We start from the raw sequence: 22,299 nt of genomic DNA on the forward strand, positions 1-22,299 counted from the left end.
AGCTGGCTTGTCGGGTCGCCGCATCGCTGCGAAGACGGCGGCATGGCCAACAGAGGCCTGCCACGACCGCTACTCCCACATTTTCGGCGGCGTGTCAGTTATTGGGAGATGGCACCATCCACCAACACCTGCGCCTCTTCCACCAGTTGCTTGAGGTGATCTTCGCCGATGAAGCTTTCGGCGTAGATCTTGTAGATGTCCTCGGTGCCCGATGGCCGCGCGGCGAACCAGCCGTTTTCGGTCATTACTTTCAAACCGCCGATGGCCTGATCGTTGCCAGGCGCATGGCTGAGGATCTGCTGGATGCGCTCGCCGGCCAGCTCGGTGGATGTGACCTGTTCGGGCGAAAGTTTGCCCAGCAAGGCTTTCTGCGCCGGCGTAGCCTTGGCGTCGACGCGAATCGCGAAAGGTTCGCCCAGGGTGTCGGTCAGGCCACGGTAGATCTGGCTCGGATCCTGGCCTTTGCGCGAGGTCATTTCCGCGGCCAGCAGCGCCGGGATCAGGCCGTCCTTGTCAGTGCTCCACACGGTGCCATCCTTGCGCAGGAATGACGCACCGGCGCTTTCTTCACCGCCGAAGCCCAGCGAACCTTCGAACAGGCCATCGGCAAACCATTTGAAACCCACCGGCACTTCGTACAGGCGGCGACCGATACGCGCCGCGACGCGGTCGATCAGGCCACTGCTGACCACGGTCTTGCCGACGGCGGCATCGGCGCGCCAGTCCGGGCGGTTCTGGAACAGGTAATCGATGGACACCGCCAGGTAGTTGTTCGGCGCCAGCAGGCCGCCGGACGGCGTCACGATGCCATGACGATCGTGGTCCGGATCGCAGGCGAAGGCTACATCGAAACGCTCCTTGAGGCCGATCAGACCTTGCATGGCGTAGCTGGAGGACGGGTCCATGCGGATCTGGCCATCCCAGTCGACGCTCATGAAGCGGAAGGTGGCGTCGACTTCGGTGTTCACCACGTCCAGGTTCAGGCGGTAGTGCTCGGCAATCGCCGACCAGTAGCGCACACCTGCTCCTCCCAGCGGATCCACGCCCAGGCGCAGCCCGGCGCTGCGGATGGCGTCCATATCGATCACATTGATCAGGTCGGCCACGTAGCTGTTGAGGTAGTCATGGCGATGGGTGGTAGGCGCCTGGAGGGCTTGCGCATGGGGCATGCGTTTGACCCCGGCCAGCTTGTTGGCCAGCAGTTCGTTGGCCTTGGCCTCGATCCACTTGGTGACGTGGGTATCGGCAGGACCGCCGTTGGGCGGGTTGTACTTGTAACCGCCGCTTTGTGGCGGGTTGTGGGACGGCGTGATCACGATGCCGTCGGCCAGGCCACGGGTGCGGCCACGGTTGTAGCAGATGATTGCGTGGGACACCGCCGGGGTCGGCGTGTACTCATCGCCTTCGGCGAGCATGACGTGCACGCCATTGGCCGCCAGCACTTCCAGCGCACTGGCGCCGGCGGGCGTGGACAGTGCATGGGTGTCCAGGCCGACAAACAGCGGGCCGTCGATGCCCTGGGCTTCACGGTACAGGCAGATCGCCTGACTGATGGCAAGCACATGCCATTCGTTGAAGCCCAGGTCGAACGAACTGCCACGGTGCCCCGATGTACCGAATGCCACACGCTGGGTGGAGATTGCTGCATCAGGCTGGCCTGTGTAGTAGGCCGTGACCAGTCGCGGGATATCCACCAGCAACTGGGCTGGCGCCGGCTTGCCCGCAAAAGGACTGATTGTCATGCATGAACCTCGGAAAGAAGGATTTGGAAAAATGCCAGTTTACTGAGAGTTGGACTGCTGTGCGACGGTATCGATCCTACAGATTCAACAGATATTTCATACGCCCTCTGTCAGCCTATCCCTGTCGCAACGCTTCGCTTAACGCCAGCAGGGCCACCTCCAGGTCCGGCTGCCCCTGGAACGTGTGGCTTACGCGCAGGTACTGCCGGTACAACCCCGAAACGCTGAACAGTTCGCCGGGGGCGATCACCACCTGCTGGGCCAGCAGACGCTGGAAGACCTGACGCATATCTACCGCAGGTGTTGCCTCCAGCCAGAACGTCGCGCCGGCGGTGGGCATGCAGTACTGCACTTGCCCGTCGAGGTGCCGCTCCAGGCGCAGGCTCATTTCACCGGCCTGCTCGCGCAACAGTTGGCGCAACGCGCGCAGATGCTGGTCGATACGCCCACTCTGGTACAGCCTCGCGACCGCACGCTGACGGATCGATGACAATCGGAACGAACGCAACAAGAAGCGGCGCTGCAACTCATCGCTCATGCGCCGCGACAGCAGATACCCATAGGGCACTTCCGGCCCGAGGATCTTCTCGAACGATGAGAACAGGATAAGGCGCTCCGGGCTGACCAGATCCCTGAGCGGGACCTGGGGCAGCATGAAATTCAGCTCGGCGAAGGTATCGTTTTCCAGTAGCCAGCAGCCGTAGCGGTCAAGCAACTGGGCCAGTTGCAGACGATCAGGCATGCTCATGACAACTCCCGACGGCAAGCTCACCGTTGAGGACAGCACTGCCAGGTGCACCGGCTCATCGCGCAACAGTTGCTCGAAACACGCCAGGTCCAGTTGGCCGTCGTCCAGCCAGGGCAGCTCGATGATCCGCACGCCCGCCTCCTGCAACAGGCGCAGGATCAGCCAGTCGCACGGGGACTCGACAATCACCGCCGCGCCTCGCAGGTCGAGTACGTCGACCAGGATTTCCAGCACCCCGCGCAGATCGGCGCCGATGTACACATCGTCGGCATGCCAGCAGCGTGTTGGCGATGAGGTATAGCGTGCCGCCAACGCGGCCCGCAGCTCCCACACCCCGCATGGCTGACTCCAGGGCTGCAGGTGGCGCGGGTACTGGCGCACCAGCTCCCGCTCCAATCGCAACAAAGTACCGTCCAGGGAGGCCAGCAGCGTGGATTCATCGCCGCTGAGCACCATCATCCCGGGCCTGCGGGCGGCGGCGTAGAGCCGATCAAGCAAGTCGCCACCTGCACAGGTCGCCGCACCTGCCCCTATCGGCCAGGCGTAATAGCCCGACTTGGCCACGGAATAGACCCGCCCTTCCTTCTCCAGCAGCGAGTAGGCGTATTGGATGGTCGAGATCGACACACTCAGACGCTGTGATAACTGCCGCAAGGACGGCAGTTTGGCCGGGACATCGGTGGCCACTTCATTGATCAGGCTGATCATGTAGCGATAGACCGCCTGATACGCGAAGTGTGTCTGCCGCTCGCCGCGCAGGCTCATCGTCCCGACAGTTGCAAGGCTTCATAGACCACCGGGGGAAGACAGTGAGGATTATCGCGCTCCATGCCCGCCGGACGTTTGCGATAGAGGTGTTGCAGCAAGGGCATCGGCAGGCCGCTGATGTCCGTCATCCATTGTTGCAACATGTCGGCGCAAGGTTTGCCCTGCAAGGCTTTGTGGAGCTCGGGCAGTGCAACCAGCATGCCGGGATGGCACTGACGCAAATAGCCTTCCAGACGTTCGCCGTGGTGAATGAAGGGTGAAAACAACAGGCACACCAGCTGCACTTCCTCCAACCCGAAGAACTGGTGGGCGTAGGCACTCGACAACAAGCGTCCTTCGCGCGTCCCCGCCTGAGTGATCAAGGCTTCTGGAATATGGTGGCCACGCATGAACGTCGCGGCCCGCTGGACAAATCCTTCGACGCCCTCGGCATACTCCAGCTCACGCAGGCACTGCGCCTGCAAGCCACGCAGATGCGCCATCAACAAGGGGTTGGCGCAGTCCGGATGGCTGAAATGAAAGCCGAAAGGGTCGGATGCATGGGCCATGAACTCGGTGAGCAACGGGGTCGTGCCGGGCTCGATACCCTCCAGCAAATCAGCGATGCCGATGTAGGCCAAGTGACGATGGCCGACCTTGCCCGGATGTTCCTGGAGCGCAGCATGCTCGCCGTACAAGTCGCTGTACAAGTCGCTGTAATAACCGGCGCTCCAGTCGTCCATGCGTGCAAACAGGCCGTTGAGCGACAGCGGGCGCGTGGGCGCAACCGCGACACCTGCCGCCTGTGCCGTCTTTTTCATCCAGGCCAGGAACTGGCTCTGCTTGCGTGAGGCGTCGCCACTGACCAGCGCATGTACCCCGCCGTTCCACGTGGTCACACGCTGATAGAAATCGCCCAGGGCCATGTAGGTGTCGTTACACAGCGTGGCGCGAATATCACCGGAGGTCATGTGGCCCACCATCAGCATATTGCGCTGACTGGTTTCACGCCCGGCGCTGGACGGTGGTCGCTGATGATTGAACGGCAGTACCTCGTGGTTCTCCACCATCAACAATTCGACCCGGGGGTCATCATGGAAGAACAGCCGGCTGTAGCCACGGTGCAGGGTGTCCAGCATGCCCTGGGTCACGCCGGCGTGACGCAGCGTGGCGACACGCAGTTGAAACGTGCGAGGCGCACGGGCGGCAATGGTCAATTGGGCGGCGCGCAGCAGAGCCAGGGTGTAGCTGCTGACCTCCCCGCCGCCATGCGCCACCATGACTTTGTAGTCACCCACCTGCTCCATGCCTCCGGCCGCCACGATAATGCGCTGGATCAATAATTGAAGCGCCGTACGCTCTGCGCGAGTGAAGTGCCCTGCCAGACGCTGCAGAACTTGTTGGTAAACATAGTTCATTGCCTGTTCGTGAATAGCGCTCATAGTTTTACCACCTGAGTTGAAATATCAGTACTCCACAACTGCAAACAGCAGTCGCTCGACCTGACTTCATGTATTAAGAGGCTTGTGTTTCACACAGCGCGCCAATGAACAAACACTAGCACCCCGTAATAAAACGAGATCGGCTACTCGGTGGAGGGCCTGGATTTAACAAGCGGATAAGCCGCTCTATTACAGGCATTTCCCTGCCACTGCGCCTTACCCTAGGAAGGTTCCGACGTCTTCCCGCGCGTTTTTAGCCGATACTTTAAAGATTCTTCCGACACACTCATTCCGAATAAAACTGAACTCGGCCAATAACGGAAAAATCCTTTGGTGTAAATACCCATAGTTTGATTCCTTTCAATCACGCCCCTGTTAGTTGCGAAATCTCGACGCACGAATGCCAGAAGTTCAATCATTGCTCAATCCTTGAGATGACAGTGAAGGCACAATTATCGGTGCTGGAATAATGATTAACAGATACAGAACTGAGCCAGAAACCAGTTCAGATGAACCTTCGGTGCCGGCCGAATCTCGTACACACAGAAACGCCGCGCTGGAATTCAGGGCGGCGTCAGGGAGAAAGACATCGTTTACGGTGCAGGGCTATGCAAAAGCATCCAAGTGGTCATGCAGCTTAAGCCCTGTCAAATGGCGCATTTACCCCATGCGCCTGGGGGCAGGAATACTCATTTGCGAATATTCCTACAATTCAAACAGCTTCGACCTGCAACGCAACCCGCTCACGGCATGGGCATTCGTCCATGTAGCGGTGGGCTTCAACGAATTGGTTGAAGGGAAACACGGTGGTTTTCAGTGGCACCAGTACCCGGTCTGCGGTCAGTTGGTTGATGTCACGCAGCGCCCGTTGCAGCGCCACCTGGTCCTGGATAATGCCCAGTTCCGGCTTACCGGTGAAGTTACCGATGCAGTGCACGAAAAACTGAATATTCTTCTGGAACGCCGCACAGGCCGGGAACGGTGTCTGGTTACCGCCTTGCAAGCCGTAGAGCACCAGGCTGCCACGCGGGGCCAATACATCACCCAGCAACGACATCTGCGGACCACCCAGGCCGTCGAATACCACATCGACGCCACGGTTGTCGGTGAACTTGTTGATCTGCATCAGCAAGTCCTGCTCCTCGGTGACGATGACCTTCTCTGCCCCGAGGGACAGCAAGTACTCGCGCTCGTCACTGTCTTTGGTGGCCGCGATGACGCGTACGCCCAGGGCCTTGCCCAACTGGACAAAGGACGGGCCGGCACAATGGCTGGCATCGGTCACCAAGGCAAATTGCCCGGGCTTGACCCGCGCCAGGTCCACATACGCAAAGTAGGCGATCAGCAGCGGCGTGTAGTGAACGCTGGCTTCGATCGGACTCAAGACATCCGGGTAACGGGTCAGGGCCGAACGGGGCAGGACGATCTGTTCGCCATACACCGGGTAATCATTGGGGCTCTCGGCCGGAAAACTGGCCACTTTATCGCCCACTGCCAAGTCATCCACGCCGTCGCCCAGGGCTACGACCACCCCGGCCATCTCGTGGCCAAGGCCCGATGGCAGGCGGGCATGGGAAGACGCCAGGTTCTGGCGCCACAGAATGTCGTACCAGCTGATGCCAATCGCGTCGACACGCACCTGCACTTCGCCCGGTGCGGGCTGCGCGGCTGCATGCTCTTCGCACTTGAGCACCTCGGCCGGACCAAACTTGTGAAAACGGATCGTGCGGGACATCGCAAACCTCGTCAAAGTAACCTCTAATGCCATGAACTCTATCTGGGCTTTCCAGGTAAGACCACCGGTCACCGTTAATAGTCGACATGCCTGTCATTGATTCCGCAACTGAGGAATACACCTCAAACATCGTAGGAAATCTCAATTAGCCGGTGCAGAGTACCAGCCTTTCCCCGTAAGATTCATGCTGGCCATTGTTGCTATGTGGCCGCTCTCGTCAAGTTCGCTGACTCTTCCAGGACACAAGATGAACCGTAACGACCTGCGTCGTGTCGACCTTAACCTCTTGATCGTATTCGAAACCTTGATGCATGAGCGCAGCGTGACCCGCGCTGCCGAGAAGCTGTTCCTTGGCCAGCCGGCCATCAGTGCGGCCTTGTCGCGCCTGCGCGGTCTGTTCGATGACCCCCTGTTTGTGCGCACCGGGCGCAGCATGGAGCCCTCTGCCCGGGCGGTGGAGATCTTCGCCCTGCTCTCCCCGGCGCTGGACTCGATCTCCACCGCCGTGAGCCGCGCCGCCGAATTCGACCCGGCAACCAGCACCGCGGTATTCCGCATCGGCCTGTCCGACGATGTCGAATTCGCCCTGCTGCCCCAACTGCTAAAACGCCTGCGCGCCGAAGCACCCGGCATCGTGCTGGTGGTGCGGCGGGTCAATTACATTCTGATGCCGGGCCTGCTGGCGTCCGGAGAGATTTCCATCGGCGTCAGCTACACCGCCGACCTGCCGGCCAACGCCAAGCGCAAGGTGTTGCGCCGCAGCCTGCCGAAACTGCTGCGCGCCGACAGCGTGCCAGGCTCCCTGACCCTGGACGACTTCTGCTCCCGCCCTCACGCACTGGTGTCCTTCGCCGGGGACCTCAGCGGCTTTATCGATGAAGAATTGGAAAAGCTCGACCGCAAACGCCATGTGGTCCTGGCCGTGCCACAGTTCAACGGGTTGGGCACATTGCTGGCCGGCACCGACATCCTGGCCACCGTACCCGACTATGCGGCCGAAGCCCTGACCTCAGCCGGCGGATTGCGCGCCGAAGAGCCGCCACTGCCAGTGCGCTCGTTCGAACTGCACATGGCATGGCGGGGGTCGCAGGACAATGATCCCGGGGAGCGGTGGTTGCGGTCGCGGATTCAGATGTTTTTTGGCGCCCCTGAGAGTCTTTAGGTGTCGTCGGGCAGGCTGTTCATCTGGTCATTTCTGCCTTTCAACAAACCATGGACGTCCATTCACTTCCAGTGGATCGCTTCATTGGGGGCACATCTGAGGGCATGCTTTGGATGGTTTGAAAAGGATGCCCCCAGCCTAACGCCACAACAAGACAGCTTTGGGTCGACATGAGTCAGTCGCCGTAAGCGGCAGTCTACCGATGCCGTTCAGCCATGAAAGGCACCAGCGATGAAAGCGGAAACAATCCAGAGCTAAGTTAGAGCGGTTTCGAAATCATACTCATCCACGATGCTGCCAGACTCGAAGATTCCGTGCATAATTGCATGGAGTAACTACTCATTTGCATTCGACTTGACCCGTCATTTGCAAGGGATGTGACCATCTATCTGGGCGGCAATGACCGGCAGGAATCGGCCAATAGCGGACTTTTCCGCAGAGTCTTATCATGCCTCTGTTGAGGCTTGGAAGCTTCTACGAAACTCGGGGCGATTCAAAATGAGGTTTTCAAAGTGACGGAGTTTCGTGGAGGCACTATGCTTTTTCTGTGCGATGCTTTAGATGGTGACTCATTGATTATTTGTCCGACTTCACGATGCTAATTTTATATATTATTGTTCCGCTTTTTGAGTAACAATGATTTCGCAGGGTGGTTTTTATCTGTAGTGATGGACTAGAAACAGCCAAGGGTGGTCATTCGAAGACTCTAAAAAACAGAAGCGATTCATATGGAGGTTGGCTATGCATAAATTTGACTATGGTGACATTGCTACACGCTATAGATGCATCATCGCGCTCCATTTGACGCGGATTGTGGCTTACACCAAGGTCATTTATTCGGAATAAATTACGGAAAACAGATCGAAAGCGGATTCGAGATATTCTACCAGTTTGAGCGCATCACTTTTTGTAGTCAAAGTGATATCACTTAGCGCCAGCATCAACAGTTGATCATCTCGATTAGCAGCTATGACTCGATCAATCACTTTCAAGATTCCACTGAACCCTATTGACGGATCAATGGCTTGATCACCCTGCGGAAAGAGAAATGATATGGAATCTCCTATTTGAGGCGGGGTGAGACTCTCAATTTCGCCGGACACACTTCCAAATACGCCATCTGCCTGCGTGTATATGGAAAAGTCTACAGATATCTTCATAATGGCGTGCTCGGTAAATATAGAGTGTCTGAAGCGGCTTTTTCTGTTGTCATATGACAACCTATCTTTTTCCCAAGAGATATTATTGCCGAAATTTTCGCTAATCGTCCGTTAAGGTCACTTGCATGAGCGCCCCAGCCGGGAGTACCGTACATTTTACCTAGTGAAGGTATAGTAGTTACATATCACTATTTCCTCTGTCTACGCTTAATACTATAAACCCTTGGAACCGATGGCGGTTTCTGGCCGACTTCTGCCTGTCACGAAGGGCTGAAGTCACCCCAAAGCTGCCTTTCGCGAGGTGTAGCTCACGGCCAATAGCGGAGGTCACATCAGTCTGCTTTCGACCAGAGCGCCTCTCGGGAACGGCAGCAATCTTCCTGTGGCCTTTCAAAAAATGGATCACCATTTCTAGTCGAACTATATAGCTAAAGTTATCGAAGAGATGAACCGTCGGGATTAGTCGCTTCTCGATCCCGGCGATTTGGGTAGTAAACTTTCTTTCCTTCTAGCTCGTAAAACAGAGTTCCATGAATCCCTTGTGCATCAGCTTTCATAACTGGTCTTTTCCAGATCTCAATGAGCGCAGCGTCCAGTGCATCTAAAGATCCATTAGCATAAACTTCGTCAATGAAGGCAATGTCGGTTTCATTTGAAAATATCAAATTAAACTCTTCTTCGGTTGCCCCAAAAATGTCATATACGCAGTTTTCAGCAGCATCAATAATTTGAATGTTTTTCATTTATATATGCCGCTGATTTTTTTGGCTTAACCTTTATATAACCGCCACCTGGGGTTTGGAAATCCCAGTGAGGGCCACCGTGCGAACGGCCACCTTGCCAATTAGGAACCCAGACATTCTCCTTGGCATCTTGCCAGCAATGACTGCCCCACCCTTTCCTGGGTTTGGGTTAACCCGAGCATGCGGTTTATCATAGCTGGTCAGATAAAAACCACCATTGAGCCATCGCTTTTTCCTCCAACCTTTTGCAAGAGTCGTCTGACCCTTGGCGCCGGTGGCGGTAGCGGTTTCTGGCCGTTCGCGGCCATTTAGCAGCGCTACTCCCATTCATTCAGTTGCCTGCATACTGCCAATGCTCTCCTGGCGCCAAAAGTACACCTGGCAAGCCCTGAACCAAATTTGTCCAAATTACAGGAACGCTTACGATGGAATGCCCTGCAAATATCCCGAATGCCGACAAAGTGATTGAGAAATTGGGTTACTGGCCTGGATTTTTCATGATGCTGAGGTCATATCGTTTTCGGCCTCCCGTGGCGCACCGGGTCAGGCATCCACTACATCGGCCCGTCTGTGCGTGCACGTCTGCCAATATGAAGAGGTTGGGTGCGGCACCTCAGACTATGAAGTGATCCGCTGCAAGAGCATCCTGATCGAATTCCTGTTCACCGGCCTGCACCGGCTGTCCGTAGAAGACTTCAACCACCAAAATGTCATCAATTCGATTGAGTTCAGGCAGGTGGAAGATCAGGTGGTCGAAGTCGAACTTGAGTCGATTTTCGGGATGGGGGCTCTGATCCACTGCTCGCAGGTAGAAGTCGTCGAAGTCACTAGCCTCCTCTGACAGCCCGCGATGCGTCACGAGCGTCAGCTTTCGGCCAGAAGCAGACGTTCGACTGATCAGATTCAAGTGAGTAAGCTGGCGCCTCTTCCAGCGACAGGGACGAACGCATGACAGAGATCTACAAGGGAAGCTGCCTATGCTCAGCAATCAGGTATGAGCTACTGACTACGCCAAAAGCAGTGAGTCATTGTCACTGTAGTCAATGCCGTAAAGGTCACGGTGCAGCATTCGCTTCGTATGGTAGCGTGCCCCGAAGCGCGTTACGAACACTCAACGGCGCCAGGCACATCACTAAGTATTCTTCTTCAGAATCTGTGCAACGTGAATTCTGTGCTCAGTGTGGTTCGACTTTGTTCTGGTCACGTTCTCAAAGTGAATTTTCCGATTGGGTTTCGATAGCACTGGGCACACTCGACACCACCTTCACGCCTAAGATGCAAAAACACGTTTATGTGGCCTCCAGAGTTCACTGGTATACGCCATCCAACTCGTCGTCTCAGATCGATTGACCACAATGGCTCGTTTTCTACCTATCGTCGCCGGCAGAAATCGGCCATAAGCGGATTTATTGAACTTTTCCTCGGCTTGCACCTTTTTTAGACTTTGACATATCTAGGAAAACCGGGGCGATTCAGTCACCGCTGCCGCCAAGCGCCTGGGTATGAGCCAGCCGGCCGCAAGCGCCGCGTTATCGCGCTTACGTCACTCATTGGGCGACCCGCTGTTCGTGCCCAGCGGCATCGCGGTGGAGCCCACGCCACGTGCGCGAAGTATCGTCGAACGCACGCGCGAGGTGATCGCCACCATCCACCAGAAAATCCTCCCCAGCCCCACCTTCGACCCTGCCCCAAGCCGCGAAACCTTCACCTTCTGCCTCAGCGAAATCGGCGAAGTGGTGTACCTCTCCGCCCTCTTCGACCGCCTGCGTCGCGCCCCACGCAAAAAACCGGTGCTTGAGCCTCGGCCCCAAAGACCTCCACAACGCCCTGCGCGAAGGCCGCGTGGACTCTGCCCTGGGCTACTTCCCCGACCTCGACGCACCGAACATCTACCAGCAACGCCTGTTCGATCACGACCTGGTCTGCCTCATCGGCCGCCACCACCGCATCATCGCGCCGCAACTGAGTACGGAAGAGTTCTGCACGCTGGAGCACCTGCAGGTGCGCGATGGGAGCCGCAGTCATGAAATGTACGAGAGCTTTCTGGCCGAGCACGGGATAGAAAGAAAGATCGTGGTGCAGATATCCCACTACATGGGCATGTCGGCCATCATCGAACGCCCGGACTTGATCGCGGTGATGCCAAGGTCGGTGGCACATATCGATGAAAAGCACTCGGCGGTGCGAATGATTGAACCGCCGGTGGACATACCGCCGTACAGCCTGAAGCACCAATGGCATGCGCGGAATCAGAAGGATCTGCGGCATGTGTGGTTAAGAGCACAAATTAGTGAGATATTCGGCGATTGTGCACACTCAAATCCTACATGCAAGTTCTGAATGAGCATTGCATATCGCCCATGGAGACCCCGCGACAGAATCAGGCAGTATCGCGGCCCGTCTTACCCAGACGACCCGCTAGGCACTCAAGCGTGCCGTCACTTCATTCATCTGGACCGACAAGCCTTGCAGGTTATGACTAGCCGCTTCGGTGCGCCTGACACTCTCAACGTTGGTACTGGCGATACTAGTTATTTCGGAAAGATTGCGCGAAATATCTTCGGCCACCGAAGTTTGCTCCTCGGCTGCGATCGCGATCTGGCGATTCATGTCACGGATGGCCTCCACCGCGAGAGATATCCGCTTCAACATCGCGCCAGCCTGATTCACCTTTTGAACACTTTCCTCACTGCAGGACTGACCACTCTCAATCGCTTGAGCGGCATCCACTGCACCGATTTGCACCGTCTGGATGATTTGGTTGATTTCAATGATAGACGCCGCCGTACGCTGTGCCAGGCTACGAACTTCATCCGCCACCACTGCGAAACCGCGTCCGGCCTCACCTGCGCGTGCCGCTTCGATCGCCGCGTTCAACGCCAACAAATTGGTTTGTTCGGCAATTTCTCGAATAACTTCCAACACTTTGCCTATGCGGCCACTATCAGTTTCAAGCCTCCGGATGACGATTGCGGTATTGACGATCTCTCCGCGCATTTGAGTGATGGTCTTGATCGTGCTTTGCATAATTTTTTCGCCCTGTTGCACGCACTGGTCGGCGTCATCAGCGGCGCGTGCTGCATCGGCGGAATGTCGGGCGACTTCTTGAGCAGTGGCGGACATCTCGTTCATCGCAGTGGCTACCTGATCGGTACGATCAAATTGCTCATTCGTCCCGCTGATCATGCGGCCGGCGATTGCATTCAATTCTCCACTGGCGTTGCCTAGATCAGCAGCACCGCGCTGCAGGTGCGTGAAAGTTTCCACTAGGAAGTCGCGTAAAGTATTTGCAGCCATGGCCAGGTTGCCGAGCTCATCTTCCCGATCGCTATCGACGCGCTCTGCAAACTTACCCTGACTGAGCTTTTCCACGTAGTCGATCATTCCACGGATGGGGTTTATCAAATAACGGTTGATCAGCAATAGGGTCAGCAGGCCTATTAGCAAGGCGGACGCGAGCACTACGACGACACCTAGAAACACAGTTCGGCTGGCGCTGGAGCTGATCAGCGCCGACTGCTCGGCGCTTTGTTTGCCCAATTCGTACACCAGTTGGCTTAGTTTTTCAGTGACAGCGCGGTCCACCCCAGCAACGGCCTGGTCACCAGCAGTAGGATCGCTGTTAGCCGCAATATAAACATCGCGACCATTCTGGTAAGCCGCACTTAACTGTCGGTGCTCATCACGCAACCGCTTAATGCGATTTTCGAGTTGATCATCTACTCCCTTATTTCCTACAAGCTCACTCAAAATTCTCTGAACATCATTCTGACGTGCTTGGAGAAGCCTCCAATATCTTTCCACATCGGCGGGCTGCTTGCCTCTTAGCAAAAGATTTTTCCACTCTTGAACCTGAACCTTGAATTGCAGGTTGGCCTCATTAATCAATTGCGATGTATACAGCGGACCACCTACCAAGTCATGGTAACTCCTAATACTATTAGACAGGTACTGAAAACAGGCTAGCGCTACCAGCAATATCGCCATCAGGCTGCAGATCAACAGCACGAGGATTTTCGCCCTCAGAGATTTATTCAACATTTCTTCCTCAAGCCGGAGAAAGGCGCGCGCATAGGGCCCAATGAATATTTAACCGCTCCTGCCTATATCTCCGACAGAAAACACTAAATCCCATGAACAAATTACTATCAAACGATTAATTTTCTACTAAAACGCCAGCAACATTAAAAAAAACTGGGGATAGGATCGATATGTTGCTCGCCCTTTCGACCATGATAAATTACAACTTTCCCTAAGATCCACACCGCGTATCCAACACAACCGGCGGCTTGAATATGATGCGTAAAGTCGGGAAGCATCATTTCTCCACCCTGCAATCCGTTGGCCGCGGCCTGAATGCACATACATGAAAACTCATAAGGAATACCTTTCACCGACTGGTCAATTTCGAGAATGAACACATCGCCATTGCGGATATAATAAGTGACACGACTCGCACGATAGTCTACCCAATAGGATTCAACGCCTGCTGCGGCAAGTGAGGTTGTGACTTCATTAATACTCATACTCCCTTCATTAGAACGCCTGGAGATTATTTTTATCATTGATGCGACGAATTGATTCACCGGTCGAACCTCGGCAATCATTAGTGAGTACAGACGCCACTCGGCTTAGCACGAGTTCAAAGAGCGCCGACCTTTTAATAAAAGCAATAACAGTGTTCACTTACGAAATTTTAACCCCAAATCGCTTGTCTAATGACATTAAACAGCTGATCACGTTCCAGCTTTAAGCGGAAGGACCCGTATTACTCTTCGAAAATAGCGACTGCCCGTACAAAACCTGCCGACGCGTGCTTAATTTTGTATGGAAAACAAGACACTTCGAATCCATGAGCCGGTAAGCATTCCAAGTTGGTAAGTTTTTCCATTTGACCATAACCAATGTCCCTGCCTGCTTTGTGTCCCTCCCAAATAAGAGAAGCATCATTGGTAGCAGCGAAACGAGCACGGGTATGGCTGAATGGAGCATCCCAGCTCCAGGCGTCAGTCCCCACAACGCGCACACCCTGCTGAAGCAGAAACATCGTCGCTTCGCGACCAATACCAACGCCTGCGTCTAAATAGCCCGGCTGACCAAAGATCGAACCTGCACGGGTATTGACCAAAACAATATCCAGCGGCTGCAAAACGTAATTGATCCTCGCCAACTCGGTAGCTATTTCGGCAGCACTCACTACATGCCCATCAGGTAAGTGACGGAAATCTAACTTGACCCCTGGTCGCAAGCACCACTCCAACGGAAGCTCATCAATTCCGTAGGCCGGTTTACCGCCATCGGTGGTCGAGGCATAGTGCCAAGGTGCGTCCATATGGGTGCCGCTATGAGTTGTAATTTGCAGACGTTCACCAGCCCAGCCTTCACTTCCTGGAAGATCTTCAATACGAAGTCCTGGAAACATGGCCAATAGTTCCGGCGCGCCGGTCTGGTGATCGGCGTAGTCAATTTTCGGCAGCAACGGTGGTGGATCGGTGTAGGGATTGTTATCCAGCGTGACCGAAAGATCCACGAGACGACGAGTACGAGAAGTCATAATTACCGCTCTGAGTTTAGGAATGGATGAACTGTGATGCGTTGATCGATCGCACCGAAAACACTTTCTCCGTTTGAATCAAGTGCCTCCAAACGAACGCGATCGCCGTGCCGCATGAATCGGGTACGTGGTTGACCGTTTTCTATAATTTCAATCGCACGGCGTTCGGAAATGCAGGCTGAACCGGCTTCACGGTCAACATTGGAAACGGTTCCTGAACCGATAATGGTTCCTGCACGCAAGCGTCGTGTCAGTGCGGCATGGGCAATCAACTCAGCAAAACTGAAACTCATCTCACCGCCGCTGGGTTGCCCAAACCACGCGTGGTTCCAACTCACTAATAAAGAAAGACAAACCCGCCCGTCCCGCCAGGCTGTGCCCAGCTCTCGAGGGGTGACGGCAACTGGGGAGAAACTGGACGAAGGCTTGGCTTGCAAAAATCCAAAACCTGACTTGATTTCACGTTGTATGAAGCCGCGTAAACTGACGTCATTAACCAGCATGACCAACCGTACATATTGCAAGGCCTGTGAAGCGGGACATCCCATGGGCACTTCATCTACGACGACCGCGAACTCGCCTTCGAAGTCGATTCCATGTTCTTCACTGGGTAATATCACGTCATCGCAAGGTCCGAGGAAGTCATCACTGGCTCCTTGATACATGAGCGGAACGGACTCTTCCGGCTGCGGCGGGAGATCAAAGGCTCGCTGAATCAAATGACCATGATTGAGAAAAGCAGAACCATCACACCATTGATAAGCACGAGGTAAAGGTGACTCCAGCAGCTCCGGTTCCAAATCGAAGCAATGGGATATTTCACCACGGTTTAAAGCCTCATAACACTGTTCCAATACAGGCTCAGCGACTGACCAAGCCTCTAAAGCCTGTTGCATCGTAGTGTATGACTCGGGCCAAACGGCGTAGCGCAGATTCCGGGAGACGACCACAAGCCGCCCGTCCCGGCTACCGTCTTTCAAGGTAGCAAGTTTCATTTTGGCAATCCTCGTATGCAGTTAGTACGCAGTGCTAAGTCCCTGACTGCGCAGGAGTTAATGCAATGTCATGTCGCCCTTCGCTTGAATCGGGTCAAATAACCGGAGCCCCGCCAATCTAGGTGCAATCAACGAAAATGCCGCTGCTAGCAACAAAGCCCAGCCGACCGCGCCGACCGCCTCAGAGCGCTCACCGAAGACGGAAATGAGCGCCATGATCAGCAGCGGACTGGCGAATTGCCCGCCAAAGAAGCTTGCATTAAATACACCCGTGCCTCGGCCTCGATGCTCGAAGTTCAAACTTGACAGTGCCCAATTCACTACCGTGGGCAGCATAAGCCCGCACCCGAGCCCGTTGATCAACACGGCCGTGATGACAGAGGGGTAATCGGTCGCTGTCGCCAGCAAAATCAGCCCGACGCCAGAAATTAGAAACGCCGCAGAAAGCAGTAATCCCGGACCGAAACGACTTAGCCATCGAAAGCTCAAGGCACCCGCAAACACTGCCGCGTGGCTGATACCGATTGCCATCCCAGTACTTTTTGGAGAGTCGATCCCAATGTGGCCAAGCAAGAATCCGGTTTGTACCGGAATGATGAAAAAGCCTAGAGTAGCCACGGTAGTCAGCAGACAGATGACCGAAAGGGAGCGCCAAGGAAACCTGGTATTGCTGGTCAACAGCTTTGTCGGCTCTTGCCGGAATTTGGACTGCATCGGTTCCCACAAGGTCAGGTACATCAACGGGACGAACAACAACCCAATGAAGTACACCGAGAATGGCGTTCTCCAACCGTGTTCACCCAGCATTCCGCCAACCATGAAAAATGTAGCTGCGGATAAAGACGTCGCAATGGTTTGCCATGCTAACAAGCGTGCCCTCGCCTGCCCTTCGTAATAATCACCGATCAAAGTAGTGCAGCACGTCATGATCGCGGCCTCTGCCAGCCCCAATCCGGCTCGGCTGAGCAGAATCATCGTAAGGTCGTCGAGTATCAACGGCAGAGGGCCACAAATTCCGTACACTGCCATCGCTAGAATCAGCAGACGCTTACGCCCCAACCGATCAGCGAACCAACCAGCAAAAGGTGAGAACATAGCGATCATCAACGCTGGAAGCGTCAACACAATAGGTACCAGGAACGCTGTGTTTGCGCTGCCCGCAAAATGCCCGGCGATCCGCGGCAATACGGGAGCAATCAACACACCACCAAGGATGGGGAGGCAACTTCCGAGTAGCAATAGAAGGCCTGCACCCGGTCGCCGGCGACGCTGAGTCTCCTTCTCGAGGGAGTCATTCATAGCGTTTGATCCTTTTTGTTGTGAATTATTAAGTCTGCCTAGACTGATGTTCGATAAAGCCATGGCTGCACGCTCCGGGCCGATTACATTAAACGTTCACAGTCGTGCGCCGGGGCCGTTCGACATTGCTCTTTTGAACGCTACGCCAGTCCCAGCGCCAAGTACGCGCATGGGGTAACAGGAAGTGCGCCAACGCGGGCAACAAGACCAACGCGCCGACCATGTTCAAAAGGAACATGAACGCCAGCAGGATGCCCATGTCGGCCTGGAATTTGATCGGCGAAAACACCCAGGTAGCCACGCCGATGGACAATGTGACGCCGGTTAACATCACCACCTTCCCGGTAAACAGAAGTGCGTGATAGTAAGCATCGGAAAGACTCTCTCCGGCCTTGAGACGCGCGAGCAATATGCTCATGACATACAGGGCGTAATCGACCCCGATGCCAACACCTAATGCAATGACCGGCAAGGTTGCGACCTTGACCCCGATACCGAGCCAAACCATCAACGCCTCACACAAGATGGAGGTTAATGCCAGTGGCAATATCACGCAGACGACTGCCAGCATTGAACGGAACGTGATCAGGCAAAGAACAATCACGGCTCCGTAGACCCAGAACAACATGTCGTGATTGGCTTGCTTGACCACGATATTGGTAGCGGCCTCAATCCCGGCATTACCGGCGGCCAACAAAAACTTCACATCGGGACTGTTGTTGGCTTGGGAGAAAGCCTCCACTTCGTCAACCAGTCGGGTGAGCGTGGCGGCTTTATGGTCACGCAAATACGCGTAAAGCGTGATGGTGTTACAGCTCTGATTGAACAACTCACGCGGCGCGCGACCGGTGATCGAGTTGAGCAGTGATTGGTTCTGGGTCAGGTCATACCATTTCGGATTCCCTTCACTCATACCCACCAGCAAACTGCGATTGAGACTGGCCAACGATGCGGTCGATTCCACTCCTGGTAACTGACGCAAGCGCCACTCCAGGGCATCAAGGCGCATTAAAGCAGGATAACTTGAACAGCCGCCGTCCGGCGTGCGCACAATCACCGCAAATACGTCACTGCTGGCGCCATAGTGGGAGGCTATAAAGGCATTGTCCTGGTTGTAACGCGAATCAGCCCGCAGCTCAGGTGCGCCAGGGTCCAGATCGCCGACCTGCAAGTGTAGGCTCACCCAAAAACCAAACGAACTCAGCAATAAACTGGCGACGATAGTCACTGCGGCCCAGCGCCTGCGTGTGAATAGATCCAAAAATGCCCAAAGCGGATGTTTGACGCCCTGTTCCGCCGCCTCTTCACTGCGCAGACTGCGCGCAGCGGCGTTGGCACCAACCCCGCAAAAACTAAGCAGGATTGGCAGTAGGATGAGGTTAGTGAACACCAGAACCGCCACACCGATACTAGCGATCAAGGCCAAGTCCTGGATAACCTTAATGTCGATCAGCATCAATACGCCGAACCCGACAGCGTCACACAGCAGCGCAGTGAGGCCGGCGAGGAACAGTCGGCGAAAGGTAAAACGAGCCGCCACCAGTCGGTGCATGCCGCGCCCGATGTCTTGCATGATGCCGTTCATTTTTTGCGCGCCATGGCTTATGCCAATAGCCAACACCAGAAACGGGACTAATACCGAGTACGGGTCCAGTTCAAACCCCAGCAAGGCAACAAGGCCCAACTGCCAAGCCACTGCAACAAGCGAGCAAGCCATAACCAGCAGCGTGCTGCGAACGCATCGGGTAAACCAATACAGCATAATGGTGGCAATCAGGATGGCGACCGCGAAGAACATCAGTATCTGTTTCAAGCCGTCAATGAGATCGCCGACGACTTTGGCAAAGCCTGTGATATGGATAATCAACCCCTGGGCCCGGAAATCTGCACGAAGCTGTTCTAGCTCGTTGGACAACATTGCGTAGTCCAAGGCCTTACCCGTTTGAGGATCAACTTCCAGCAGTGGCACAAATAACAGGCTTGAGCGGGCATCCAAGGCGATGGTCTGGCCGATCTCTCCTGATCGTGCTGCGTTCTGGCGAATTGTTTCCAGGCTGCCGGCTGAGCCGTCGTAATCATCTGGAATGACGCGCCCGCCTTCGACGCCCTCTTCGGTGACCGCCATCCAGCGCATGTTCGGCGTCCACAACGACTTCATGAACGGGCGGTCGACCCCAGGCAACAAGAAGACTTTGTCACTGAGTTTGGCAAGCAACTCAAGGTAATGTGCGTCGTAAATGGAATCTGCCGGCGACTCGACGGCAATGCGTACCGAGTTGCCCAACCCCGTCAGTTCGCCCTGGTTGGCGAGGTAATTTGCGATGTAAGGATGGCCGGTCGGGATCATCTTTTCGAAACTGGCGTTGAGGCCCAAACGTGTGCTCGCTGCTCCCAGCCCGAGGGTAAGCAAAAGGCATAACAGCAAGACCAGCCCACGGTGGTTGAACAGGCTTCTTTCGATGAAGGAGCCCGAATCGAGGTCAAAGTTTTTCAAGCTCTGTTCGGCTGATACGGGTCGGTCACTCGAGGTCTGAACCGCATTCATTTCGCTTCTCCTCGCACGTCCACGCGTTTCACACCACGAGCGCCTACAACAATCCATTGGCCACTGATTGTTTGAGTCAGTGCCGACACGGGCGGGCGCGTGGATGATGCCTGCACCCTTAGCTGACCGTCGCCACTCGAACTCAGGAGCAAGTGTCCACTCTGGTCAGCGAACATGACGTCCCCGTCCTCAGTAGTCCGGGCCGCCATCAAACTAGACTTCAAGGGGTTACTCAGAGATTGCCAGTGTTGACCTTTATCTCGCGTGCGCCACGCATTACCGCGCAGGCCTGCTAACAGCAAATCACCATCAGCCGCCAGGTTCATGGCAAAAAAGCTACCCTCATAGGGGGTCGGCACACGCTTGAAATGTGCGCCACTATCATCGGATGCAAACAACAAGCCTTGCTCTCCAGCGATGTAGATCTGCTCCCCATGACCGGTAACGGCATAGAAATGGTTACCGGCTGGGTTATCCAGTCGATCAACCCATGACTGCCAGGTCTGGCCGCCATCCTCGGTATGCAGCACCAGCCCGAACGCTCCGACAACAGTACCCTGGCGATCATTGCTGAAATGCACAGCGAGGAAAGGTTTGTCAGCACCGTCGGCGACAAACCGCTGAGCCACCTTCATCGCCTGGCCATTGGCGGAAGATGCGTTCAATACAGCATCCATCACTTGCTGAGCTGCCGCCTTTCCATCCAGTTGCAAGGTCCAATGCTCTCCCCCGTCGGCTGTATGAAGGACACTGCCCGCATGCCCCACAGCCCAACCGTGGTCAGGTGAAGGGAAAGTAAGCGCGGTAAGACTGACACTGATCGGCACGGACGCCTGGCGCCAGTTTTTGCCATCATCATCCGAGAGCAGGATCAGGCCCTGCTCACCTACCGCGACCACACGCCTGCCCGCTCGGGCAACATCAATGAGAACAGCCTGTGCCGGCTGGCTGACGAGCAGAGCCGGCCGCTGCAACACATCCTTCACCAGAGGATCACCTGCATGGGCTGACAGGTTCGTCAGCAGCAGCCCGACAACCGAACAAAAAGACAGCAATTTCATTACCGCACCCCGTCAGCGGCGAGACCATCGGGACTGAAGTCGCTGTCAGGAAACGGTTTGACTATTTCGTTCTGGACGCGTTTTTCAGTGACAACGTTGTTGGCCATCCAGGCGCCGGTTTGCAGGTCGTATTGGGCGAACATGCCGCGAACCAATCCTGGCAACTCAGGTGTGGCGTAGGGCAACTGCAAATAGGTCCGCCACAGTTTCTGGTTGGCATCCCAGCTGTCGCCGAGCATAGCCATCCAGGTGTCCTCGTCTACATACAGGCGCCGCTTGGGCATGCTATGACGCTTACCAGCAACCAGGTTGCCTTCCACGACCCATACACGGTGCAACTCCCAACGCATGTGATCTGGGTTAAGGAACCGACCGCTCAGGATGTCGGCGTCCTTCTCAGGCTGCAGAATCTTATTGCTGTTATAGGGAATGAGCATTTCCTGCCGACCGACAATCTTCCAGTCGTAGCGATCCAGCGGCCCGGTGAATACCGATACTTCGTCGAAATTGGCCACGCCGGAACTGGTGGGCGTCGGTGTATCGTAGGAAGAAACCGGCAGTTTTCGTACGCGTCGTTGGCCAGTCAGGTAAACCCAGGATTGCGGCCCACCATTGGCGTAATCCAGCGGCTCACGCCCTAGTAAGGCTTCCCCCGCACGCAACGGAGGGCCAAGATTGACCAATTTGGTCATCCAATAAACACCCTTGTATTCAGATTTTACGCTTTGAAAGTAATATGGCATTTCCCGCTGTGACTGGATGGTGCTGGAAAGAATTCGTTGACCATTGGCGGTAATGATGTAAACGTTGAAATCGTTCTTCCAAGCTTCTCCACGCCAACTCAGTTGGTGGTTCCAGACAACTTCGGCACCCGATTTAGGGATCGGGAATGGTATCCCTCCGCTTGCGCCTTCCAAGGTATTGTTCTGGTTGGTCAGGTGCGCGCTAGTCGCATTTTTCAGGGTGTTGTCATAAACCCATTGAGGCGCGGCTGCCGTTCGTCGAGTCGGATAAACGTCGATTCGATAATTCGGATATTTGGCAAAGAGCGCCTTCTGCCCATCACTGAGTTTGTCGGCGTATTGACTGAGATTTTGCGAAGTCACCGAATATAAAACTTTATCACTGGCAAAATAGTCCGGAATCCGCGGCCCCGGTTTGACACCAGCGGGCACTTGGGTAAAACCCTGACTCCAGGCCGGAATGCTGCCATCGGCGTTTCCGGCACGCTCACCACCCAGTGGGGTGAGGCCGGATTTGAGTTGCTGTGCTTCGCTGTCGCTGACAGCGCGTACCTGCAATGAAAAAGGAAGTAGCAAGCTGGTCAATAGAACGGCATAAATCGGGTTGAGTTTCATGAACCGCA

Annotated in this window: 18 protein-coding genes and 3 pseudogenes; 5 read left to right on the forward strand and 16 right to left on the reverse strand. The window is 55.3% G+C overall.

Annotation, left to right across the window (positions count from 1 at the left end):
* Nucleotides 1–98: 98 nt before the first annotated feature.
* The 4 genes from pgm to ACW9IN_RS12840 all read right to left on the reverse strand — a co-directional run bounded on the left by pgm (nucleotide 99) and on the right by ACW9IN_RS12840 (nucleotide 6,414).
* Nucleotides 99–1,742: a phosphoglucomutase (alpha-D-glucose-1,6-bisphosphate-dependent) gene (gene pgm / locus ACW9IN_RS12825; RefSeq protein WP_457366220.1), complete on the reverse strand. Its 1,644-nt coding sequence runs from the start codon at nucleotides 1,740–1,742 to the stop codon at nucleotides 99–101.
* A 115-nt stretch (nucleotides 1,743–1,857) separates the two neighbouring features.
* Nucleotides 1,858–3,255, reverse strand: coding sequence for an aminotransferase-like domain-containing protein (locus tag ACW9IN_RS12830; RefSeq protein WP_457366221.1), 1,398 nt, complete (start codon nucleotides 3,253–3,255; stop codon nucleotides 1,858–1,860).
* A complete protein-coding gene (locus ACW9IN_RS12835) occupies nucleotides 3,252–4,679 on the reverse strand; it encodes a hypothetical protein (protein WP_457366222.1) in 1,428 nt (475 codons plus the stop codon). Before ACW9IN_RS12835 ends, ACW9IN_RS12830 begins: the two co-directional genes overlap by 4 nt.
* A 712-nt stretch (nucleotides 4,680–5,391) precedes the next feature.
* Complete coding sequence (locus ACW9IN_RS12840) at nucleotides 5,392–6,414, reverse strand: zinc-dependent alcohol dehydrogenase family protein (RefSeq protein WP_457366223.1); 1,023 nt, start codon at nucleotides 6,412–6,414, stop codon at nucleotides 5,392–5,394.
* A gap of 247 nt (nucleotides 6,415–6,661) precedes the next feature.
* Between ACW9IN_RS12840 and ACW9IN_RS12845 the strand changes: the two genes are divergently transcribed.
* Nucleotides 6,662–7,576 carry a LysR substrate-binding domain-containing protein gene (locus tag ACW9IN_RS12845; protein WP_457366224.1) on the forward strand — a complete coding sequence of 305 codons (915 nt, stop codon included), beginning with the start codon at nucleotides 6,662–6,664 and terminating at the stop codon, nucleotides 7,574–7,576.
* An 833-nt stretch (nucleotides 7,577–8,409) separates the two neighbouring features.
* Here the strand turns inward: ACW9IN_RS12845 and ACW9IN_RS12850 are convergent.
* The 3 genes and pseudogenes from ACW9IN_RS12850 to ACW9IN_RS12860 form a co-directional block, all read right to left on the reverse strand.
* Nucleotides 8,410–8,736, reverse strand: coding sequence for a hypothetical protein (locus ACW9IN_RS12850; RefSeq protein WP_457366225.1), 327 nt, complete (start codon nucleotides 8,734–8,736; stop codon nucleotides 8,410–8,412).
* A gap of 434 nt (nucleotides 8,737–9,170) precedes the next feature.
* Nucleotides 9,171–9,479: a hypothetical protein gene (locus tag ACW9IN_RS12855; protein ID WP_457366226.1), complete on the reverse strand. Its 309-nt coding sequence runs from the start codon at nucleotides 9,477–9,479 to the stop codon at nucleotides 9,171–9,173.
* A pseudogene (locus tag ACW9IN_RS12860) lies at nucleotides 9,457–9,621 on the reverse strand (polymorphic toxin type 37 domain-containing protein); the annotation flags it as partial. The pseudogene ACW9IN_RS12860 and the gene ACW9IN_RS12855, both read right to left, overlap by 23 nt.
* A gap of 369 nt (nucleotides 9,622–9,990) precedes the next feature.
* Between ACW9IN_RS12860 and ACW9IN_RS12865 the strand changes: the two are divergent.
* The 4 genes and pseudogenes from ACW9IN_RS12865 to ACW9IN_RS12880 all read left to right on the forward strand — a co-directional run bounded on the left by ACW9IN_RS12865 (nucleotide 9,991) and on the right by ACW9IN_RS12880 (nucleotide 11,819).
* Nucleotides 9,991–10,320 (forward strand): Imm50 family immunity protein, encoded by a 330-nt coding sequence (locus ACW9IN_RS12865; RefSeq protein WP_457366298.1) that lies wholly within the window; start codon nucleotides 9,991–9,993, stop codon nucleotides 10,318–10,320.
* Nucleotides 10,321–10,427: 107 nt separating this feature from the next.
* Complete coding sequence (locus ACW9IN_RS12870; protein ID WP_457366227.1) at nucleotides 10,428–10,829, forward strand: GFA family protein; 402 nt, start codon at nucleotides 10,428–10,430, stop codon at nucleotides 10,827–10,829.
* A 152-nt stretch (nucleotides 10,830–10,981) separates the two neighbouring features.
* Nucleotides 10,982–11,029: pseudogene (locus tag ACW9IN_RS12875) on the forward strand (hypothetical protein); the annotation flags it as partial.
* A 244-nt stretch (nucleotides 11,030–11,273) separates the two neighbouring features.
* Complete coding sequence (locus tag ACW9IN_RS12880) at nucleotides 11,274–11,819, forward strand: LysR substrate-binding domain-containing protein (RefSeq protein WP_457366228.1); 546 nt, start codon at nucleotides 11,274–11,276, stop codon at nucleotides 11,817–11,819.
* A gap of 78 nt (nucleotides 11,820–11,897) precedes the next feature.
* On the opposite strand, the gene ACW9IN_RS12885 is transcribed toward ACW9IN_RS12880, so the two are convergent.
* The 9 genes and pseudogenes from ACW9IN_RS12885 to ACW9IN_RS12925 all read right to left on the reverse strand — a co-directional run bounded on the left by ACW9IN_RS12885 (nucleotide 11,898) and on the right by ACW9IN_RS12925 (nucleotide 22,291).
* Nucleotides 11,898–12,776, reverse strand: a complete 879-nt coding sequence (locus ACW9IN_RS12885; protein ID WP_457366299.1) for a methyl-accepting chemotaxis protein — start codon at nucleotides 12,774–12,776, stop codon at nucleotides 11,898–11,900.
* 6 nt (nucleotides 12,777–12,782) lie between these two features.
* Nucleotides 12,783–13,520: pseudogene (locus ACW9IN_RS12890) on the reverse strand (methyl-accepting chemotaxis protein); the annotation flags it as partial.
* 143 nt (nucleotides 13,521–13,663) lie between these two features.
* The gene (locus ACW9IN_RS12895; protein WP_457366229.1) at nucleotides 13,664–14,005 is read right to left on the reverse strand and encodes a hypothetical protein; all 342 of its coding nucleotides are present in this window, start codon (nucleotides 14,003–14,005) and stop codon (nucleotides 13,664–13,666) included.
* 242 nt (nucleotides 14,006–14,247) lie between these two features.
* A complete protein-coding gene (locus ACW9IN_RS12900) occupies nucleotides 14,248–15,033 on the reverse strand; it encodes a cyclase family protein (protein ID WP_457366230.1) in 786 nt (261 codons plus the stop codon).
* 2 nt (nucleotides 15,034–15,035) lie between these two features.
* A complete protein-coding gene (locus tag ACW9IN_RS12905) occupies nucleotides 15,036–16,028 on the reverse strand; it encodes a fumarylacetoacetate hydrolase family protein (protein WP_457366231.1) in 993 nt (330 codons plus the stop codon).
* Between the two features lie 57 nt (nucleotides 16,029–16,085).
* A complete protein-coding gene (locus ACW9IN_RS12910) occupies nucleotides 16,086–17,390 on the reverse strand; it encodes an MFS transporter (RefSeq protein WP_457366232.1) in 1,305 nt (434 codons plus the stop codon).
* 25 nt (nucleotides 17,391–17,415) lie between these two features.
* Nucleotides 17,416–19,872 (reverse strand): efflux RND transporter permease subunit, encoded by a 2,457-nt coding sequence (locus ACW9IN_RS12915; RefSeq protein ID WP_457366233.1) that lies wholly within the window; start codon nucleotides 19,870–19,872, stop codon nucleotides 17,416–17,418.
* Nucleotides 19,869–20,933, reverse strand: coding sequence for a WD40/YVTN/BNR-like repeat-containing protein (locus tag ACW9IN_RS12920; RefSeq protein ID WP_457366234.1), 1,065 nt, complete (start codon nucleotides 20,931–20,933; stop codon nucleotides 19,869–19,871). The genes ACW9IN_RS12915 and ACW9IN_RS12920 overlap by 4 nt, the downstream gene beginning before the upstream one ends.
* Entirely contained in the window at nucleotides 20,933–22,291 is a 1,359-nt protein-coding gene (locus ACW9IN_RS12925; protein WP_457366235.1) for a DUF1329 domain-containing protein, read from the reverse strand. The genes ACW9IN_RS12920 and ACW9IN_RS12925 overlap by 1 nt, the downstream gene beginning before the upstream one ends.
* Between the last annotated feature and the right edge of the window lie 8 nt (nucleotides 22,292–22,299).

It is taken from the genome of Pseudomonas sp. SDO5271_S396 (assembly GCF_054071795.1).

Bases quoted from the DNA above. Each gene is read 5' to 3' on its own strand.
- pgm (WP_457366220.1), bottom strand. From the start codon at position 1,742: ATGACAATCAGTCCTTTTGCGGGCAAGCCGGCGCCAGCCCAGTTGCTG.
- ACW9IN_RS12830 (WP_457366221.1), bottom strand. From the start codon at position 3,255: ATGAGCCTGCGCGGCGAGCGGCAGACACACTTCGCGTATCAGGCGGTC.
- ACW9IN_RS12835 (WP_457366222.1), bottom strand. From the start codon at position 4,679: ATGAGCGCTATTCACGAACAGGCAATGAACTATGTTTACCAACAAGTT.
- ACW9IN_RS12840 (WP_457366223.1), bottom strand. From the start codon at position 6,414: ATGTCCCGCACGATCCGTTTTCACAAGTTTGGTCCGGCCGAGGTGCTC.
- ACW9IN_RS12845 (WP_457366224.1), top strand. From the start codon at position 6,662: ATGAACCGTAACGACCTGCGTCGTGTCGACCTTAACCTCTTGATCGTA.
- ACW9IN_RS12850 (WP_457366225.1), bottom strand. From the start codon at position 8,736: ATGAAGATATCTGTAGACTTTTCCATATACACGCAGGCAGATGGCGTA.
- ACW9IN_RS12855 (WP_457366226.1), bottom strand. From the start codon at position 9,479: ATGAAAAACATTCAAATTATTGATGCTGCTGAAAACTGCGTATATGAC.
- ACW9IN_RS12870 (WP_457366227.1), top strand. From the start codon at position 10,428: ATGACAGAGATCTACAAGGGAAGCTGCCTATGCTCAGCAATCAGGTAT.
- ACW9IN_RS12885 (WP_457366299.1), bottom strand. From the start codon at position 12,776: ATGGCTGCAAATACTTTACGCGACTTCCTAGTGGAAACTTTCACGCAC.
- ACW9IN_RS12895 (WP_457366229.1), bottom strand. From the start codon at position 14,005: ATGAGTATTAATGAAGTCACAACCTCACTTGCCGCAGCAGGCGTTGAA.
- ACW9IN_RS12900 (WP_457366230.1), bottom strand. From the start codon at position 15,033: ATGACTTCTCGTACTCGTCGTCTCGTGGATCTTTCGGTCACGCTGGAT.
- ACW9IN_RS12905 (WP_457366231.1), bottom strand. From the start codon at position 16,028: ATGAAACTTGCTACCTTGAAAGACGGTAGCCGGGACGGGCGGCTTGTG.
- ACW9IN_RS12910 (WP_457366232.1), bottom strand. From the start codon at position 17,390: ATGGCTTTATCGAACATCAGTCTAGGCAGACTTAATAATTCACAACAA.
- ACW9IN_RS12915 (WP_457366233.1), bottom strand. From the start codon at position 19,872: ATGAATGCGGTTCAGACCTCGAGTGACCGACCCGTATCAGCCGAACAG.
- ACW9IN_RS12920 (WP_457366234.1), bottom strand. From the start codon at position 20,933: ATGAAATTGCTGTCTTTTTGTTCGGTTGTCGGGCTGCTGCTGACGAAC.
- ACW9IN_RS12925 (WP_457366235.1), bottom strand. From the start codon at position 22,291: ATGAAACTCAACCCGATTTATGCCGTTCTATTGACCAGCTTGCTACTT.